Source organism: Nitrospira sp., assembly GCA_024760545.1.
Classification (GTDB): Bacteria; Nitrospirota; Nitrospiria; order Nitrospirales; family Nitrospiraceae; genus Nitrospira_D.
Genome location: CP060501.1, coordinates 3,446,996 through 3,464,319, shown reverse-complemented (window position 1 = coordinate 3,464,319; position 17,324 = coordinate 3,446,996). Strand labels below are relative to the sequence as shown.

18 protein-coding genes are annotated in these 17,324 nt (G+C 56.1%); 7 read left to right on the top strand and 11 right to left on the bottom strand.

Going from position 1 to position 17,324, the window contains the following annotated elements:
* Window positions 1-2: 2 nt before the first annotated feature.
* From trmD to ffh, 4 genes are read right to left on the bottom strand one after another with little or no spacing between them, the layout of a single operon-like run.
* Window positions 3-788 (bottom strand): tRNA (guanosine(37)-N1)-methyltransferase TrmD, encoded by a 786-nt coding sequence (gene trmD / locus H8K03_16445; GenBank protein UVT19367.1) that lies wholly within the window; start codon window positions 786-788, stop codon window positions 3-5.
* 1 nt (window position 789) lies between these two features.
* Window positions 790-1,308, bottom strand: coding sequence for a 16S rRNA processing protein RimM (gene rimM, locus H8K03_16440; GenBank protein ID UVT19366.1), 519 nt, complete (start codon window positions 1,306-1,308; stop codon window positions 790-792).
* Between the two features lie 8 nt (window positions 1,309-1,316).
* Window positions 1,317-1,610 carry a 30S ribosomal protein S16 gene (gene rpsP / locus H8K03_16435; protein ID UVT19365.1) on the bottom strand — a complete coding sequence of 98 codons (294 nt, stop codon included), beginning with the start codon at window positions 1,608-1,610 and terminating at the stop codon, window positions 1,317-1,319.
* A 42-nt stretch (window positions 1,611-1,652) separates the two neighbouring features.
* Complete coding sequence (gene ffh / locus H8K03_16430) at window positions 1,653-2,999, bottom strand: signal recognition particle protein (GenBank protein UVT19364.1); 1,347 nt, start codon at window positions 2,997-2,999, stop codon at window positions 1,653-1,655.
* Window positions 3,000-3,238: 239 nt separating this feature from the next.
* Between ffh and H8K03_16425 the strand changes: the two genes are divergently transcribed.
* Entirely contained in the window at window positions 3,239-3,499 is a 261-nt protein-coding gene (locus tag H8K03_16425; GenBank protein ID UVT19363.1) for a DUF4321 domain-containing protein, read from the top strand.
* Here H8K03_16425 and uvrB read toward each other — a convergent pair.
* The 4 genes from uvrB to H8K03_16405 form a co-directional block, all read right to left on the bottom strand.
* On the bottom strand, window positions 3,496-5,493 hold the full coding sequence (uvrB, locus tag H8K03_16420) for an excinuclease ABC subunit UvrB (GenBank protein ID UVT19362.1): 1,998 nt from the start codon (window positions 5,491-5,493) through the stop codon (window positions 3,496-3,498). The genes H8K03_16425 and uvrB overlap by 4 nt on opposite strands.
* A gap of 128 nt (window positions 5,494-5,621) precedes the next feature.
* Complete coding sequence (locus H8K03_16415) at window positions 5,622-5,921, bottom strand: RNA-binding protein (GenBank protein UVT19361.1); 300 nt, start codon at window positions 5,919-5,921, stop codon at window positions 5,622-5,624.
* 249 nt (window positions 5,922-6,170) lie between these two features.
* The gene (locus H8K03_16410; protein ID UVT19360.1) at window positions 6,171-6,875 is read right to left on the bottom strand and encodes a hypothetical protein; all 705 of its coding nucleotides are present in this window, start codon (window positions 6,873-6,875) and stop codon (window positions 6,171-6,173) included.
* A 95-nt stretch (window positions 6,876-6,970) separates the two neighbouring features.
* The gene (locus H8K03_16405; protein ID UVT19359.1) at window positions 6,971-7,225 is read right to left on the bottom strand and encodes a hypothetical protein; all 255 of its coding nucleotides are present in this window, start codon (window positions 7,223-7,225) and stop codon (window positions 6,971-6,973) included.
* 313 nt (window positions 7,226-7,538) lie between these two features.
* Between H8K03_16405 and H8K03_16400 the strand changes: the two genes are divergently transcribed.
* On the top strand, window positions 7,539-8,927 hold the full coding sequence (locus tag H8K03_16400; GenBank protein ID UVT19358.1) for a M28 family peptidase: 1,389 nt from the start codon (window positions 7,539-7,541) through the stop codon (window positions 8,925-8,927).
* Window positions 8,928-9,031: 104 nt separating this feature from the next.
* On the opposite strand, the gene H8K03_16395 is transcribed toward H8K03_16400, so the two are convergent.
* The gene (locus H8K03_16395; GenBank protein ID UVT19357.1) at window positions 9,032-9,487 is read right to left on the bottom strand and encodes a hypothetical protein; all 456 of its coding nucleotides are present in this window, start codon (window positions 9,485-9,487) and stop codon (window positions 9,032-9,034) included.
* 68 nt (window positions 9,488-9,555) lie between these two features.
* Here H8K03_16395 and H8K03_16390 point away from each other — a divergent pair, with 68 nt between their 5' ends.
* The 4 genes from H8K03_16390 (at window position 9,556) to H8K03_16375 (ending at window position 13,286) form a co-directional block, all read left to right on the top strand.
* Window positions 9,556-11,121, top strand: a complete 1,566-nt coding sequence (locus tag H8K03_16390; GenBank protein ID UVT19356.1) for a TolC family protein — start codon at window positions 9,556-9,558, stop codon at window positions 11,119-11,121.
* Window positions 11,122-11,128: 7 nt separating this feature from the next.
* The gene (locus H8K03_16385) at window positions 11,129-11,836 is read left to right on the top strand and encodes a CPBP family intramembrane metalloprotease (protein UVT19355.1); all 708 of its coding nucleotides are present in this window, start codon (window positions 11,129-11,131) and stop codon (window positions 11,834-11,836) included.
* A 79-nt stretch (window positions 11,837-11,915) separates the two neighbouring features.
* Window positions 11,916-12,935 carry a ribonuclease Z gene (locus H8K03_16380; protein ID UVT19354.1) on the top strand — a complete coding sequence of 340 codons (1,020 nt, stop codon included), beginning with the start codon at window positions 11,916-11,918 and terminating at the stop codon, window positions 12,933-12,935.
* Window positions 12,936-12,947: 12 nt separating this feature from the next.
* The gene (locus H8K03_16375; protein ID UVT19353.1) at window positions 12,948-13,286 is read left to right on the top strand and encodes a DUF3147 domain-containing protein; all 339 of its coding nucleotides are present in this window, start codon (window positions 12,948-12,950) and stop codon (window positions 13,284-13,286) included.
* A gap of 22 nt (window positions 13,287-13,308) precedes the next feature.
* Here the strand turns inward: H8K03_16375 and H8K03_16370 are convergent, their stop codons facing one another.
* Both H8K03_16370 and H8K03_16365 read right to left on the bottom strand, forming a co-directional pair.
* On the bottom strand, window positions 13,309-13,884 hold the full coding sequence (locus H8K03_16370; protein ID UVT19352.1) for a hypothetical protein: 576 nt from the start codon (window positions 13,882-13,884) through the stop codon (window positions 13,309-13,311).
* Between the two features lie 161 nt (window positions 13,885-14,045).
* Entirely contained in the window at window positions 14,046-14,366 is a 321-nt protein-coding gene (locus H8K03_16365; protein ID UVT19351.1) for a heavy metal-binding domain-containing protein, read from the bottom strand.
* 127 nt (window positions 14,367-14,493) lie between these two features.
* Here H8K03_16365 and uvrA point away from each other — a divergent pair, with 127 nt between their 5' ends.
* The gene (uvrA, locus tag H8K03_16360; protein ID UVT19350.1) at window positions 14,494-17,286 is read left to right on the top strand and encodes an excinuclease ABC subunit UvrA; all 2,793 of its coding nucleotides are present in this window, start codon (window positions 14,494-14,496) and stop codon (window positions 17,284-17,286) included.
* Window positions 17,287-17,324 lie beyond the last annotated feature (38 nt).

Sequence of the window (17,324 nt, the reverse complement as noted above, 5' to 3'; positions counted from 1 at the left end):
CCTTACCCCTCCTCCCGACGTGATACCGGGGCCGTCAATAGCCCTTCGTTCATCAATTCATCCAACAACTGTCGATCTTCACTGGTAAACGTCCGATCCTTTAGCAGATCGGGACGGCGGAGATACGTGCTGCGTAACGCCTCTTTGCGGCGCCACACCCGAATGGCCTCATGATGGCCCGACAGCAACACGTCGGGCACACCGACTCCACCGACCTCTGCCGGTCTCGTGTATTGCGGATACTCCAACAACGAATCAGAAAACGATTCCTCCAGCACAGAACTGGGGTCACCTAACACACCGGGAACGAGCCGTGCCGCCGCATCGATCAACACGAGGGCCGGCAATTCACCTCCCGTCAACACATAATCTCCGAGCGAAACTTCCTCAGGAGCCAACGCCAGGCGTACACGCTCATCCACTCCCTCATAGTGCCCGCACAGAATGACAATTCGGCGAGACTCCCCGGCTAACTGCTGCACATAGTGCTGTGTAAGCGGGCGGCCGTGCGGAGTCGGAAACAGCACCCGAATGTCCTCTCCGCTCGACTGCGCTTCGCTCCGGACCGCCTCAACCGCCAGAAGAATCGGCTCGGCTTTCATGACCATGCCGGCCCCACCTCCATACGGCATATCATCGACTATCTTGTGACGATCCGTCGTGAAGTCCCGCAAATTATGCACCTTCACATTGAGCAGGCCCTTATCTTGGCCCCGCTTGAGCATACTGTGCGCCAAGACCGGTGCGAACATCTCCGGAAACAATGTCAGAATCTCAAACCGCAACATGCTAGTCACCCAACCCGTCGACTAAACGAACCGTCATCCTGCGAGCCGGAAGATCGACGGCAAGGACCAATTCTTTCGCCGCCGGGATCAAGATCTCTTTGTCTCCTTGACGAACAACGAATACGGGATTTCCCGGCACTTCTAGAATGTCTTCCAGTACACCGATCGGCCGCCCCTCTTCGGTGTGGACAGCAAGACCGACCAGATCACACTCATAGTATTGCCCATCCGGGAGCGCGGGCACGGATCCGCGAGTCGTCCGAATGAATCCGCCGCGCCAAAGGCCCGCCCCCTCCGGTGTAGTCACACCAGCCAACCCGAGAATATATCCTGCCCCAGCCCGCCTCACATGCGTGACGCTGGTCTCAAGAATCTGTCCGTCCTTTGCCACGAGGCTGACTCTTCTCAACCCTTCAAGTCGGCCAGGCACATCGGAGAGCGATCGAACCTTCACTTCCCCTTTGACGCCGAAGGGCCGCTCGATCTGTCCCACCGTCACGGTTTCCAGTTCATTCACCATTGACGACGTCAGGATGAAGCAGGCGCCTTTTTCTGAGCGGCTTTTTCAGCCTCGAACTGTTTCCACACGCCAGCCCGGCGCAACAAGGTCCGCACGGTCACCGTGGGTTGAGCGCCGTGCCGAAGCCAGGTGAGGACACGCTCCTGCTTCAGCTCCGGCAGACCGGCATCTTTCAATGGATCGAAGATTCCCAGGATCTCGAGGAAACGCCCGTCGCGCGCCTTGCGCGAATCAGCCGCTACCAACCGATACATCGGGCGTTTATGACGCCCAGTTCGAGCTAATCTCAAATGTACAGCCACAACTATCCTCCTTTACACGGTTTTGAGCTATGTGTAGAGCGCCTACCGGGAGCGCATGAGTTGGGCAAGCTGTCGTCGCCCCCCCGCACCGGTCATCGCCTTTGCCAACTTCTTCGCGGACAAGAATTGCTTGATGAGCCGATTCACGTCCTGCACGGTCGTCCCACTGCCGCGAGCGATTCGCTTCTTGCGGCTTCCATTGATAATCGTATGATCGCGGCGTTCCCGCGCGGTCATCGAATCGATCACGGCTACCACACGTCCGATTTCCCGCTCCGGCTTGTCCCCTTCGATTGCCTGCTTTAACTTTTGCCCGCCAGGGAGCATGCCCAGAATCTGCTCGAATGAGCCCAGTCGATTCATCTGTCCGAGCTGAGTGCGAAAATCCTCAAGGGTGAACGTATTGCTGGTCAGCCGCTTCTGAGCTTCCTCGGCTTGCTCCCGCGTGATGCTCTCTTGGGCTTTTTCAATGAGCGACAGCACATCGCCCATCCCGAGAATGCGGGAGGCCATTCGGTCCGGATGAAACGGCTCAAGGGCGTCCAATTTCTCGCCGACACCCAGAAACTTGATAGGCTTGCCGGTCGTGGCACGAATGGACAAGACCGCCCCTCCGCGCGCATCACCTTCTACCTTGGTCAAAATGACGCCGGTCAACCCGATCTTCTGGTCAAATTGGCCGGCCATCATCACCGCATCCTGACCGGTCATCGCATCAGCGACCAACAGCACTTCATGAGGAGTCACGGCTGTTTTCACGGCTACCAGTTCGCCCATTAACTCGTCATCGATATGCAACCGCCCGCCGGTATCCAGAATGACGACGTCGAAGCCCTGCTCTCGTCCTCGGTCAACCCCCGCGCGGCAGATACGCACGACATCCGCTTGAGAAGCCTGCGCATGATCAGCGCGATGAACTTCCACGCCGAGATCCCGACCAAGGGCGCTCAATTGCTCGCCGGCTGCAGGCCTGCGTGGATCAGCCGCAACCAACAACACTCGTTTACCTTGGTTCTTAAAGAGATGAGCCAGCTTGCCGCAGGTCGTCGTTTTCCCGGCGCCTTGCAATCCGACCATCATCACCACGGTCGGCGGATTAGAGCTCAGAGCAAGCCTAGCCCGCTCATGCCCCATCATCTCCCGCAACTCATCCCAGACAACCTTGACGACCTGATGCCCGGGAGTCAGACTCTGCAGAACCTCCTGTCCAATGGCCTTTTGACGGACACGATCAATGAACTCTTTGACAATCTTGAAGTTGACGTCTGCTTCAAGAAGCGCAAAGCGCACCTCCTTCAACGCTTCGGTAATGTTCTGCTCCGTGAGCACACCCTGCCCACGTAGCTTCTTCAGGATTTTTTCAAACTTCTCGCTCAGCGCATCAAGCATGACGCCACATCTATCACATCACCATGAGGAAGAGACTATTGAAGTCTTAGACCAGATCTCCGATCGCTTTGAAAATTCTAGAAAAAGACCATCGGGCAGTGTATAGAACCAAAGGGGGGCAAGTCAAGGTGCACATGAGTCGGTAGTTTTATTGACATGCCCGGAACCTTCGGATATGGTGCCTTTCAACACCAGCGAACGACGATCGGGAAATCCATAAAGGGAGAAAGAGCGGTCGCGTGAGAAAATCGCCCTGGGTTCTTCTCATTTTCGTGCTGATCGGAGGGCTGCTTGGTGGGATACTCGGGGAGATTCTCCACGTCATGGCGCCTCAAGGCACCATCCAAAGCATTTTCTCAACTCATTTCACCCCCGGTATCAGCCCTCCCCTTACCATCGACCTGGTCCTGATCAAACTCGTATTAGGGTTCAATATTAAAGTCAACATCCTCAGCATCCTCGGTATGTTCATCGGGATCTATCTCTATAAGCACGTCTAAGACTTCGCGTTCAACGCCTGCAATCGCAGCGACCGAATCTGGTTACGTAACTCCGCGGCCCGTTCAAAGGCCAATTCTTTGGCGGCGGCTTTCATCTCTGCCTCGAGCCGCTCGATGGCCTGATCCATGGATTCCGCCGACCCATACGGCTCTACTGATTCGGCGGCAACATCCAACCGCACATAGTCCATGTCGGCGACCGCGTATTCCAAGGATGGAATACTTTTGACGATACCGACAGGGGTAATGTCGTGGACGCGGTTATACTCGGCTTGGATTCCGCGGCGGCGGCCTGTTTCTTCGATGGCCTGTTGCATCGAATCCGTCACAGCATCCCCATAAAAAATCACCCGTCCGTCGAGATTGCGCGCGGCTCGCCCCGCCGTTTGAATCAAGGCGCGGTACGAGCGCAAATAGCCTTCCTTATCGGCGTCCAGAATGGCCACCAGGCTCACCTCGGGAAGATCAAGACCTTCCCGCAACAAATTGATCCCCACCAGCACGTCAAATTCACCGCGGCGCAGGTCGCGCACGATCTCGGCTCGCTCAAGCGTCTTGATGTCGGAATGCAGATAGCGCACTTTGACTCCCAGGTCGTGGTAATACTCCGTCAAGTCTTCCGCCATGCGCTTCGTCAAGGTTGTCACAAGCACCCTGCCGCCTCTCGCCACTTCCGCGCGGACCTGACCAAGCAGATGGTCCACCTGCCCCTTGGCAGGCACGACTTCGATCCGCGGATCCATGAGACCGGTCGGGCGAACGATTTGTTCGATCACATCGGAGCCGGCATGCTCCAGTTCGTATGAGCCGGGGGTTGCGGACACATACACAACCTGATTGAGACAATTCTGGAACTCAGAAAACTTCAATGGGCGGTTGTCGACAGCGGACGGAAGCCGAAATCCGTACTCCACTAACGTCCGTTTCCTGGAGTAATCTCCTTCGTACATTCCCCCAACTTGGGGAATGGTCGCGTGAGACTCATCGACGATCAACAAAAACTCCTTCGGAAAATAGTCCAACAACGTGGGAGGCGCCTCACCCGGCAACCGGCCGCTGAGATGACGAGAGTAGTTTTCGATCCCGTGGCAATAGCCCATGGCGCGGATCATTTCAAGGTCGAACTTGGTGCGCTGCTCGATGCGTTGAGCCTCCACCAGACGCCCCGCTTTCTTGAAATACGCGGTTCGTTCGTCGAGTTCGTCCTCAATGCCGGTGATGGCCCGCTCATAGCGATCGGGAGCGATGAGGTAATGGGTATTCGGGTAGATGGCGATCTTGGGAAGCTTGCCCAACGATTTGCCGGTAAGCGGATCGATTTCGTGAATGGCGTCGACGACATCCCCGAAGAGCTCGATACGCACCGACTTCGCTTCCGACGAAGCAGGGAAAATTTCGATGACATCTCCGCGCGCTCGAAACGTTCCACGATGGAAGTCCACGTCGTTGCGTTCGTATTGAATCTCCACCAGCTTCGAGAGAATCTTTTCTCGCCTCGTCTCGGTGCCCTCCTCCAAATAGATCAGCATGTCATGGTACACCTCCGGCGACCCGAGTCCGTAGATACAGGACACCGAGGATACGATCAGGACATCGTTCCGCTGTAAGAGCTCGGTCGTCGCGGAATGACGCATCTGATCGATGGCATCATTAATGGAGGCATCCTTTGCGATATACGTATCACTCTGCGGGATATAGGCTTCAGGCTGGTAATAATCATAATAGCTCACGAAATACTCAACCGCGTTATCCGGAAAGAACTGCTTGAATTCTTGATAGAGTTGACCGGCCAACGTCTTATTATGGACCAGTACCAGCGTGGGTTTTTGAACACGTTCAACGACACTCGCCATCGTAAAAGTCTTGCCTGAACCCGTCACACCGAGCAGAACTTGGTGCTTCTTTCCCGTCTGCACCCCAGCCGTCAGCCTAGCGATGGCTTCCGGCTGATCCCCGCAGGGCTTGAAAGGAGCCTCTAGTCTAAAGGGTGGCATCGCACCCTCTCATGGAGCCTATGAACAGAAGTCTGATCAGCATTTGTGCGACTCTGGCAACACGTCTGAAAAGCAAAAAGGGCTGCCGGGAGTTCCGGCAGCCCTTATCGCAGCAAAACAGACCGACGTCAGCCGCGACCCCCTCCGAAACCTCCACGCCCTCCTCCACCGGAACGGGGTTCCTGAGGACGAGCTTCGTTGACCGTCAGGGTGCGACCGCCAAGCTGTGTACCATTCAAGGCAGAAATCGCTGCCTGCGCTTCGCCGTCGGACGACATTTCGACAAATCCAAACCCTCGCGACTGCCCGGTAAACTTGTCCGTAATAATCCGCGCTGAGGCGACGGACCCGTGCGCCGCAAACAAATCGCTTAACTGTTGCTCGGTCGTTGAATACGGTAGTCCACCGACATAGATCTTCGCACCCATCAGGCTCCTCCTTTGACACAATGATGTTGTCTTGGACTCGAGAAAACAACGAGGAAGGAATGGGCCGAAGACGTCAACACAGCGGCGGCTTAGCTCTGGCTTCCGATCAGTTCCCGGGCTGGCCCAAAACAACATTCGTCCAGGCCTTGTCACTCTCAGCGCCGGTCTTGCCAGGCCTTTCGCAATCCGGCAACGCCATGCTACCCCAGACCGACGAGAAAAGGCAAGTTTGGGACCAACCGACTGGCTTCAGTACGCCGGCGGGCCGGAAAACGGCCGGTGCGAAAAAAGCGGGACCGCATGGAAGCTGTCGAAAAACATCGTGGATTTTCCAAGAAGGACCAATCCGATCTGTCCCAACCCGAGTGTTTGGTCTTCAATGGACAAGACAAGTGTCCCATCCACAAACACTTCGATAAAATCCTTGCTGATGATGGTATTCCGCTGCACCCTGAGCGAGTGCCAGTCGACCGGCTTAAGGTTGACTGAAGCGTGACCGAGGAGTGTCGCGCGCCCGTCGGACATACGAACAAGTTGCACATGTCGGACGACTGGGTCGATCAGTGCTGCATAAAAATTCTTCGCATCTCGCGTCCCAAATATCATTCCTCCGGAACCGGCTGATCCTTCCGGTGTGTGAAACCGAACGCTGAGGTCCGGATATTCGTACTGCAACCCCTCCACCACCAGCAGTTGATAGCAGAGTTGCGAACAATTTGACGCGCCGGCGAGCATGTATGGTGGAGTAGGCGCCGTCGCACGACCTTGTACGACCCATTCGGCAAGCGGCTCGTCACCGGATATGCTCTTCACGAAACCATTGGGCAGCGCATTGAGTTGATCTTGATCGAACGTCCACTTTTGGAATAGCCCGCCTTTGGCTTGGCTTTTGAGGTTGGCAGCCTTTTCTTCCTGTGTTTCGCTCTGCACTCCGTAGCTAGGCGCGCATTCCATGGCGAGGCCCGCACAAGCCGCAAAGAATGCGCAGAACGTGGCGCAAACTCGTGTCCTAACATGACACGCTCGAACACTCGTCGATACCGTCCACATTACGCTGAACTTTCCGGTTTTTTGATTTGGAGAATCTCGCGCTGCAGGCGGTCGCGCTCGGCAAGAAGTTTCTTCCGTCGTTGCCATCGATCCCAGGTCCACCACCGCAGCTTTTCGCCGAACGTAAGCGCCGGCGTCGGAGCGCTGCCGCCTGGGGCTTCCTGGAACAAATACCCGTCATGACTGTCGCGTTGCTCGAAAAATCTCCGATACAAGTGATCGTACAGTCCTTTTCCTGGCTCGCCACCTGCCATACTCACTCCCTTACTACTGAAGCGGTGTTCTTCCGGCTCGATTACCAACCCATACTTTTTCTGAATAGTACCTGGCTCAATCCGGCTCTGCAACCTGGTTTCTCGGGTATGCTATGATCCGCAGCTTGAATTGCCGCCACGTCATGACCATGAAATCACGATGAGTCGGATTTGCTTGCCTATTCCTTCTCGGATGCCCTGCATTCTAGCCTGCGCTGCCGTCTCGCTGCTTCTGCCACTGAATCCATGCCTGGCTCAATCACCTGAGGCAGCCCTTCTAGCTGCCACCAATTCGCTTTCAGTGGAACGATTGATGGCGGACATTCGGACACTCAGCGGTCCCTCATTCAATGGACGGCAGAGTGGCACGAAGGATGATCACGAATCAGCGCGATGGGTGGCACAAGAGTTTCTCTCGGCTGGATTGCGGCTGCCGAACATTCGTAATGGCCCACTGATATTGCCCTTCATAGAGGATAAAAAAGGCAACTTTTTAGGGGCTATGGCCACCCTCGTACCCACCGTGACGATTGCACCGGACCCAATACTGAAGATCGGCACCACAAGCACCTTATCCGCAAAACAGGTCGGTGCCGATTACTTCCCTATTTTTGACTCTCCATCCGCGGACATCCAAGCCCAGATCGTCTTCGTCGGATACGGCATCGTCGATCCTGCACAAGGCATCGACGACTATGCAGGTATCGACGTGAACAATTGCATCGTCTTGTTTTTGCGGGGCAAGCCGGAACATTACCAACGTTCCGTCAGCCATGCCGATAAGGTTCGAGTCGCCCGGGATCACGGGGCGATAGGCTATCTCATGGCCACCGGACCGATCCTCCACCCCTATGAGGCTCGAAAAGGCGTCACGGGAAATCCCAGCGCGTTCTACGGACAATTGCCACTTGATCAGGCTATTCCGGGCGCATGGATCAGCACACCCCTAGCCCAAGAGATTCTTGCGGAGCCAAAGGGGGAAATTCCCGATCGTCTGCGGGCTTTTCAAGAAAAACTGAACCACACCCCTGCGTCACAAGCCGTCCTGACCGGCAAGTTTGCCTCGCTTCAGTGGAAGACGACGACCACGGAGGGGGCCTTGATCAACGTAGTGGGGATGATCCCTGGAACCGGAACGGACGCGGTGATTATCGGGGCTCATCGTGATCACTTCGGTCGCGCAGGAGGCGTGCTCTTCCCGGGAGCAGATGACAACGCCTCCGGAACAGCCGTGATCTTGGAGGTGGCACGGGCTCTGGCGAAAGCCGAGCTGCGGCCATCCCGAACGATCTTCTTTGTCTCGTTTAGCGGTGAAGAACGCGATCTTCTTGGCTCGCGCCTGTATACCTCGCGGCCATTGGTCCCGCTCAGTGCAACGAAAGCCATGATCAACATCGACCATGCCGGTGTCGGAAACGGACGGCTCACCGTAGGCGTGACAGGATTAGAAAAGGATGTCCTGCTGGAAACAGGGAAGGCTGCCGGAGTTCATGACAAACTGGACCTGTACGGATTTTTCCCCGGAGGCGATCATGTGCCGTTCAAGGAAGCCGGCGTGCCGACGGTCACCGTGGTCAGCGGCGGCGTGCATCCGCATTTTCATCAACCGACGGATACCGCCGATACCATCGATCCGGAAATTCTAAGAACCGTTTCTCGCTATGTATTGGCGGTGACCTGTCGCCTAGCCTATGAACCGTGAAACCTTACGAGCAATTCTAGAATTTCCAAGCAAGGGACAGTAAGAAATAAAATGAAGATTCAACCCTGAAGGAATTCGAGCGGGGAGATCGTTTCGTTCGATAATTAGGGAATGTCGTCGATTGTAGATTCAATCTCAGGCACCGGCGACGTTTGGCGCGGTGGACCGGGAAGAACGGTTGCGCCTCCAACCTGATTTGCGCCCTGAATGAGTCCAATAGACAGTTGCGGACCGAAGGTCATAATGGCACCACTCCAAGCCTGGCCGCTTGAGGGGTTACGGAAATTATAGGTTTGAAAGTTTGCCCCCGGTTTGTAAATGAACCCCTGCGTTCCCTGGTTGTCGATATAGAGGCTGCCTCCCCCAAAGTTGAACAGCGGAGCGACCCCGCCGGCTAGCGACCGCACACTCGATGCCCCCGACGCGGTTTGCGCCAACGCAGATACATCGGCATAAAAAACACTTCCCGCGAGCACGCACAGGAAACCCGTCAGAACACGGACCCGTCGCACACGATGAGCTGCCTTTTCAATCCAAGGAGGAGGAACGCTAATATTCATGACAGAGCCCCCTGAGAGTAATTATATATAGTATGCTCTCGTTCTGATCCCTGATCAAGGAGGCCCGTATGAACAGCAGATCCTCAACTCGCTCCTATCGTTTCGCGATCATGATGATCGCCGGCTTAGGAGGCATCGCATCTCCACCCGCCAGCTGGAGCTTGGATGTGACCCAACCGATCCCTGCGGAACGAAGGGAGATCGTCTCGCTGGCCGACGCAGCCGTGCACGCTCTGCAGAGTAATCTCGATATCAGTATCAGCCGCCAGAATCGGGAAAGTCGGTTGGCCGACATTATCATCGAACAATCCAAGTTCGACCCCAACCTGAGTATCAACGGCCAGTACAACCGAACCGTCAACCCGCTCAATCGACCGGTGTTCGGTGGAACCGGCGGCAGCCTCAATCAGATCACAACCTTCGATCAACGCAACACTTCCCTGACGGTCGATGCACAAACGAACCTGATTACAGGCGGCAACTTCGACGTGAACTATGCTCCGGCGCGAAGCAGCGTCAACGCCAATGTCGCAAGGGGATTCCTGTTCAATCCGTCTTGGACAGGCGGCCTGGCATTCACATTCACTCAACCGTTGCTCAGAAACGCCGGTATCGGGATCAATAAGACCTTCATCAAGGTCGCTCAAAACAACGCCGTGGTCGAACAACATGTCTTTCGAGACCAGGTCATGACCGTCATTACCACCGTGGAACAGACCTACTGGGAACTCGTGTTTGCAAACGAGAACCTGAAGGTTGCGCAAGCCGCTTTAAAGGCCGCCGAAGAGCTCTTAGCGACGAACCGCGCCAAAGCCAAGGCCGGCGTCATGTCCATCGTCGATGTGCTGCAAGCAGAAGCCGCGGTCGCGTCGAGAGTGGAACAGATCTTGGTGGCGGAGAAAGCCATTCGCGACCAGGAGGATCAACTGCGGCGACTCTTGAATCCCGGCGAGGAGGACTTGAGGGTAGACGTCCGGCTCACCCCCGCCGATCCCCCCCTCACTATGCTCGAACCCATCAGCCTTCAGGAAGCTATTGATACCGCGATCGAGCAGCGTCCTGAAATCACACAGGCGAAAAAAAACGTCGAGTCAGGCGAACTCAATAAGCAATTCGCGCGCAACCAGTTGCTCCCAACGCTGTCGTTTCAGGGCACGGTCGGACTGGCCGGCCTCGGCAGTGATTACAACGACTCCTTTACGAGAAACTTCAGCGGCGACTTCTATAACTATGGAGCGGGGTTGGTCCTCAGTTACCCGCTCGGCAACCGAGCAGCCATCAGCAGCTACAACAAACGGCAGCTGGAGGCCAAGAACGCCGAAATCACGTTGACCAGCATCCGCCAGCAAATCATCGTCGGGGTTCGCGAAGCGGTGCGCCGGGTCCAGACCGACTTTAAGCGTATCGAAACGACCCGATCGGCGCGCATCATGGCCGAAAAACAGCTGCAAGCCGAGCAGGAACGCTTGAAAGTCGGGCTCAGCACCACCCGCTTCGTGCTCGATTTCCAACGAGATCTGGCCACTGCGCAGGGCAATGAGTTGCGCGCCATCGTCGACTACAACAAGTCGCTGTCCAATCTTGCGCGACAGAAAGCCACCACGTTGGATCGCTATCATCTCGAATTGTCGTAGTCGTTTTATGACGTCCGGGCTAGGTCGGCCGGCTCACAGTCACGCCTCCGTCATGGGAGCAGCCTTATCGCTGCTCCCCATCGGCGCCACGTTCGGATACTACGGTCTTCCTGAGTCGTTCAGAGAAGAACTCCTCGTCCAATTCATGCCGCAGTTGCTCGCCTATGCGGGGCTCGGTCTCTGGGCTGTATATGCTACACAGCCCCTCATGCAGCTCGGGCTGGAAAAGAAAACGGTACGGAACGGGGTCCGGTGGGGAGCCTTAACGGGATTATTGCTCGGCAGTCTAAATACGTTCGTGATTCTGGCCGTCTATCCCCTTCTTGGTTACGACATCACGTTCTTGAAGCAGACGCCTCACGGTCGGCTTCCCATCCCCCTCATGGTGCCATGGCTGATCTGCGGCATTGCTCTGTTCGTGGAGTTGAACTTCCGCGGTTTTCTCCTGGGGCGCCTCGCGGAATTCGAATCACACTGGCGGGCCACCGATTCGAGACGACATATGGCGCCTCTTGCGCTCATCGCCAGCACCCTCACGTTTGCATTTGACCCGTTCATGGTCAATACTTTTCGGTACCTCCATTGGATCGCGCTCTGGGATGGACTCATCTGGGGAAGCATCTGGCTCAGAACGCGCAATCTCTGGATGACGATCGTGGCGCATGCGGTCGAAGTCATCATCATGTACAGTGCGGTCAGGGCCGCCATAGGGTGACACGGGAATCATCGTGACAACGACAGTCCATTCAGAGAGACCCTCAATAGGCCGATGATGTAACGCCCCAATCACTCTTATGAACCCCTCATTCTCCAGTTATCTGGTGAACGATGTCTTTGGCGACCCAGGCGTCTACGTAGAAGTTCGCTGGTCGAAGCGGGCCTTGCTCTTCGATCTCGGACATAACGATGGGCTGGGACCGACCAGATTGCTCAGGGCAGGAGAGATTTTCATCTCACATACCCATATGGACCACTTCATCGGATTTGACGCCGTTCTTCGCGTCGCGCTAGGGCGAGGCAAGACGCTCAGATTATTCGGTCCTCCCGGGTTGATTGAGAACGTGCAGGGGAAGCTGCGGGGCTATACGTGGAATCTTGTGGATGGCTATCCGCTCACGATTGAAGTTCGGGAGTTCCACGAAAGTGGGATCCATCAGGCCTCTTTCCGGGCAACCAACGGGTTTGAACAGCCGAAACGAGTCCACCACCCGGTTCCTCATGGTGAAGGTCCGGTGTTCACTGTACTGGAAGACCCAATGTTTACCGTAAAGGCCGTGGCGTTAAATCATCGCATCCCCTCATTTGCCTACGCGCTCGAGGAGCAGTTCCACGTCAACGTCAACAAACACAAATTGCACGAGGCCGGCTTGCCGGTCGGTGCCTGGCTGAAAGACGTCAAGCAACATATATGGGAAGGACAACCCGACGACTTCCGATTCACTGCCACGGTATGCGACGAACATCGTCGGGAAGAGCACGCATTCATACTCGGCGAATTGAAGGAACGGTTTCTCACGATCTCACGAGGCCAAAAGATTGCGTACGTGGTCGACGCGCGTTACGACGAGGAGAACGAAGCCAAGATCGTCGCGCTTGCCCGAGGCGCCGACATTTTGTATTGCGAGTCGCCGTATCTGGATGGTGATGCGGAAAAAGCTCGCGACCGGTATCATCTGACCGCGAGACAAGCCGGACTCATGGCGCGTAAGGCGCAAGTCCGAGACCTCGCGGTCTTTCATTTTTCACCGCGTTATACCGGCCAGGGAGAGGCACTGGAGAGAGAAGCCATGGAGGCATTCCATGGATCGGCATAAGGAGGACTTCTCGTGAGTGATCTTGTGAAGTATGCGATCTACTTTCTCCTGGGTGGCTCCATCGTCAGCTTCTCCACATATCTCGGCTCGCAAGGCAAGTCGTTCCTGGCCGCCATGGTCAGCACCTTTCCCGCCATCACCGGCGTGACATTTATTCTGCTGTATGCCAACGGCGGCGGCGCCACGACGGTCGACTACGCGAAGAACTTGTTGTGGTTTGTCCCACCGTGGACGGTCTATGTCCTCGCCATGATCACGGGTATCCCTCGCCTCGGCTTCTGGCCCGCGATGGCTGGATCCCTGGTCCTCTATGTCGGATGCATCGGGCTGGTGAAGGTGATTTTGAAATAAAGAGAGCACTCTCCCGTGCAGGTCACACCGCTCTGCTGAAATGCAATCGGTTGATCTCTTCGAGCGCTGATACCATGTGATCAAGCGCCCGAGTGACAGAATGGCTGGCGACGTGCGATGGAGTGTCGGCGCCACCCCAGATATCAGGAGGATTCTCGGTGGCTCGCACGTTCTGACAGAATCGATCAATCGTCCGCTTCCAGTGGATCGGCTCCGACCGCTCTTCCAGAAACTGAAGACGGTCTTGCGAAAAAAAGCGATCGAATTGTCCGACCCTGAGCTGCCACATCTCTTCCATCGCCTGTTGCCGTTCCGGACTGAGCTCCAGTCCGCTGGCCCGCTCATTGAGCGCGGCGAACAGCCCCCCGACGACGTGCTCGACCTGCGATTCTGCAAACACGCCGACGCAGGCCTGCATCAGGAGATATTTGTGGAATAAAAACACTTCGGCGCTGATACAGGATTCATCCGCGGTAGGATCATAGGCTCGGGCAAGTTCACGAAGCTCCTCTGCCGAAGGCCCGGTTAACGCTGAGCCGAGCAGACTCGCAATCTGGCGGCCGATGTTGAGGTAATCAGCTTTCGACGGCAACGTCATCGCGTTCGCTATATCGCCCCAAGAAGCCCCTCTCCTGCAGGAGACTCAAAATGACTGTCCAGCAAGGCCGCAGCGAGTGAAGGGCCGAGGCGTACCCTCTGGGGTACGTTGAGGATCTGAACGATGCGAGAACGAAGCTGGCGGACATTTTCAGGCTCCTGCTACTCGATCACCACTGCCGTGCCGCTGGCGCTGACCATCAACATGCTGGCATTGGCGCCGATCGTTTCATAGTCGATATCGATCCCGACGATCGCATTGGCCCCCAGATTCTTGGCCTGCTCGCGCATCTCTCCAAGCGCAATATCCTTCGCCTTACGGAGTTCCGCTTCATAGGCCGCCGATCTGCCGCCGACGATATCTCGAATCGACGCGAAAAAATCCCGAAAGATATTCGCGCCCAGGATCGCGTCCCCCGACACCAAGCCAAGGTACTTCACCGCATTTTTGCCTTCGATATTGTTGGTCGTGGAAAGAATCATGTGTCCTCCTGGTTGAGTGCCCTCATCCTCTCACTCAATGAATCAATCAACAAGCCTTTCCTCAATCCCATTGAAGCGACAGAGTCAGACTGTTAGCATCATGTGTTTATCATTCTTGGACCGCGCCATGGAACAAAGTCCTCTTCCCCGGAATCAGTCTGCAGACCTCATCATTGAAGGTGCCAGACAGAACAATCTGAAGAATGTGTCATTGCAGATTCCACATAATCAGGTCACGGCCATTACCGGTGTGTCAGGGTCCGGCAAATCCTCTCTCGCCTTCGATACGATCTTCGCCGAAGGTCAATGGCGGTATGTCGAGTCCCTCTCGACCTACGCCAGAATGTTTCTCGACAAGGTGGCTCGCCCCGATGTGGATCGTCTCCTCAATGTCCGGCCGGCCATTGCCATCGAGCAGAAGAATCAGGTGCGGACGGCCCGCTCGACGGTCGGCACGACCACCGAAATTGCCGATCTACTCCGCCTCCTCTTCGCCAAGATCGGGAAACCCACCTGTCCGGACTGTCGTCAAGAAGCGCGCTCCTTTCAGCCCGACACCGTGGTGGACGATCTGCTGGCGAGATGGCCCGATGCCCGGGCCATGGTGCTGTTTCCCCTCGCCGCTCCCTCTTCCAAGGAAGAAGGCCTGTTCATTCAGTCACTCCTGACGCGTGGGTTTACCAGACTGAAACTTCAGGATGAGGTCCTCGACCTGCATGAGGCGGATCAGCCTCGACTTCATGGCTCTTCTTCGCTTTATGTCGTTCTCGACCGTCTGATCATCAGGGAAGACAATCGTGGTCGTCTCGTCGAAGCTGTCGAAACGGCGTTTCGTGAAGGAGAGGGCCGCTGCTCCATCGACATCATCGGTCATGGACGGCAATCCTACAGTACGCGATTCCTCTGTCAAAACTGCGGGCGCACCTTCGAGCCTCTGCGGCCGATTCTCTTCTCGTTCAATCATCCGCTCGGAGCCTGCCCGGAGTGCAAAGGCTTCGGCAATGTGCTGCGGTATGACCCGGAGCTGGTCATCCCCGATCACACGAAATCGCTTGCTCAAGGAGCGGTCGAACCCTGGAGCAAACCCAGTTCCGATTGGTGGCAGAAGAAGATGTTGCTCACGATGAAGAGGCGTGGAGTCGACATCACAGCTCCGTTCAAGAACCTTCCCAAAGACACGCAACAATTCCTCTGGAATGGTGACAAGTCATTCGACGGCATCAACGATTACTTCGAGTATCTGGAAGGCAAACGCTACAAGCTCCATGTCCGTGTGTTCCTCAGCCGCTACCGCACACCCTTCGATTGCCCCAGATGTCATGGCAGCCGTCTCAAACCAGAAGCCTTATACGTCAAAATTGCCGGCAGCGATATCCATGAGACGACAGAGCGCACCGTCGAAAGTCTTTTAGGATGGGTGGAATCTCTGCCGCTTCGCCGAATCGAGCAGGAGATCGCGGCGGATATCCTCCGACAGCTCAAGGCTAAACTGGGATTTCTCCAGCGCGTCGGCCTTGGATATCTCACGCTCAGTCGACAGACTAAGACGCTCTCCGGAGGGGAAGCTCAGCGGGTTGCGCTCGCCAACCAGCTGGGGTCTCGGCTCGTGGGGACCTTGTATGTCCTCGACGAACCGACCATCGGTCTTCATGCCCGGGATACCGACCTGTTGGCCGGCATTCTCCATGAGCTCGCGGACGTCGGCAACACAGTCATCGTCGTCGAACATGACCGGCACATGATCGAATCGGCCGACTATCTTGTCGAACTCGGCCCTCAGTCAGGCGAGAAGGGCGGCGAGGTCATCTGTGCCGCATCCACGAAGGAATTCATCCGAGACCGCCGTGCAACCACCGCCCGATACCTGCGCGACGAAGAGCAGATCCCCCAGCCCAAATCGCGACGATCTGGAAGCGGGAAGATGTTGGTGATCGCCGGTGCGACCGAACACAACCTCAAAGACCTGTTCGTTCGCATTCCCCTCGGCATGCTGATCTGTGTGACCGGCGTCTCAGGATCGGGCAAGAGCACCTTGGTCGAAGATACCCTCTATCGTGCCGTGGCCCGCGCCTTTCGGGTGGAATCCCTTCCCATGGGCCGGTTCAAGGCTATCAAAGGCATCGAGCATCTCAAAGGGATCCGGCTGATCGATCAACAGCCGATTGGACGGACTCCCCGCTCCAACCCGGTCACCTATCTCAAAACGTTCGACGACATCCGTCAGTTGTTTGCCTCTGAACGAGCGGCGCTTCATCAAGGCTTCACACCGGGCCATTTTTCGTTCAATGCTGTCGGCGGCCGCTGCGAACGTTGCGAGGGCAGCGGTGTTGAAAAGCTGGAAATGTACTTCTTCGAGGATATTTATGCGCCCTGCGAGATCTGTGAAGGCAAACGCTTCAAATCGGAAGTCTTGAAGATTCGCTATCGCGGCAAGACGATCTTCGATGTGCTCAACATGACGGTGGAAGACGCGATCTCTTTCTTCACTGGAACGCCGAAGCTACAGGAACGGCTTCACCTCCTGACGTCCATCGGCCTCGGCTACCTGCGCCTTGGCCAATCGGCCACGACACTGTCCGGCGGAGAAGCACAACGATTGAAAATCGCCGCCGAGCTGAAAGACTCCTCCGCCAAAGATATCCTCTATATTATGGATGAACCGACAACCGGCCTGCACTTCGAAGACATCAAAAAGCTCCTCGCTGTCCTCCACAAACTCGTGAATGCCGGCAACACGCTGGTGGTCGTCGAACACAACCTCGATGTCATCAAGTCTGCCGACTGGATCATCGACCTCGGTCCCGAAGGCGGCGCGGCAGGAGGACAGATCGTCGCGGAAGGGCGGCCTGAGCAGGTGGCGAAGGTGGCCACGTCGCATACGGGTCGGTTTCTTTCAAAAGTTTTGATTGAGCCGAATTAACCATTCGCTGAAGGTCTTTGTACTCATGGCTGTGATTT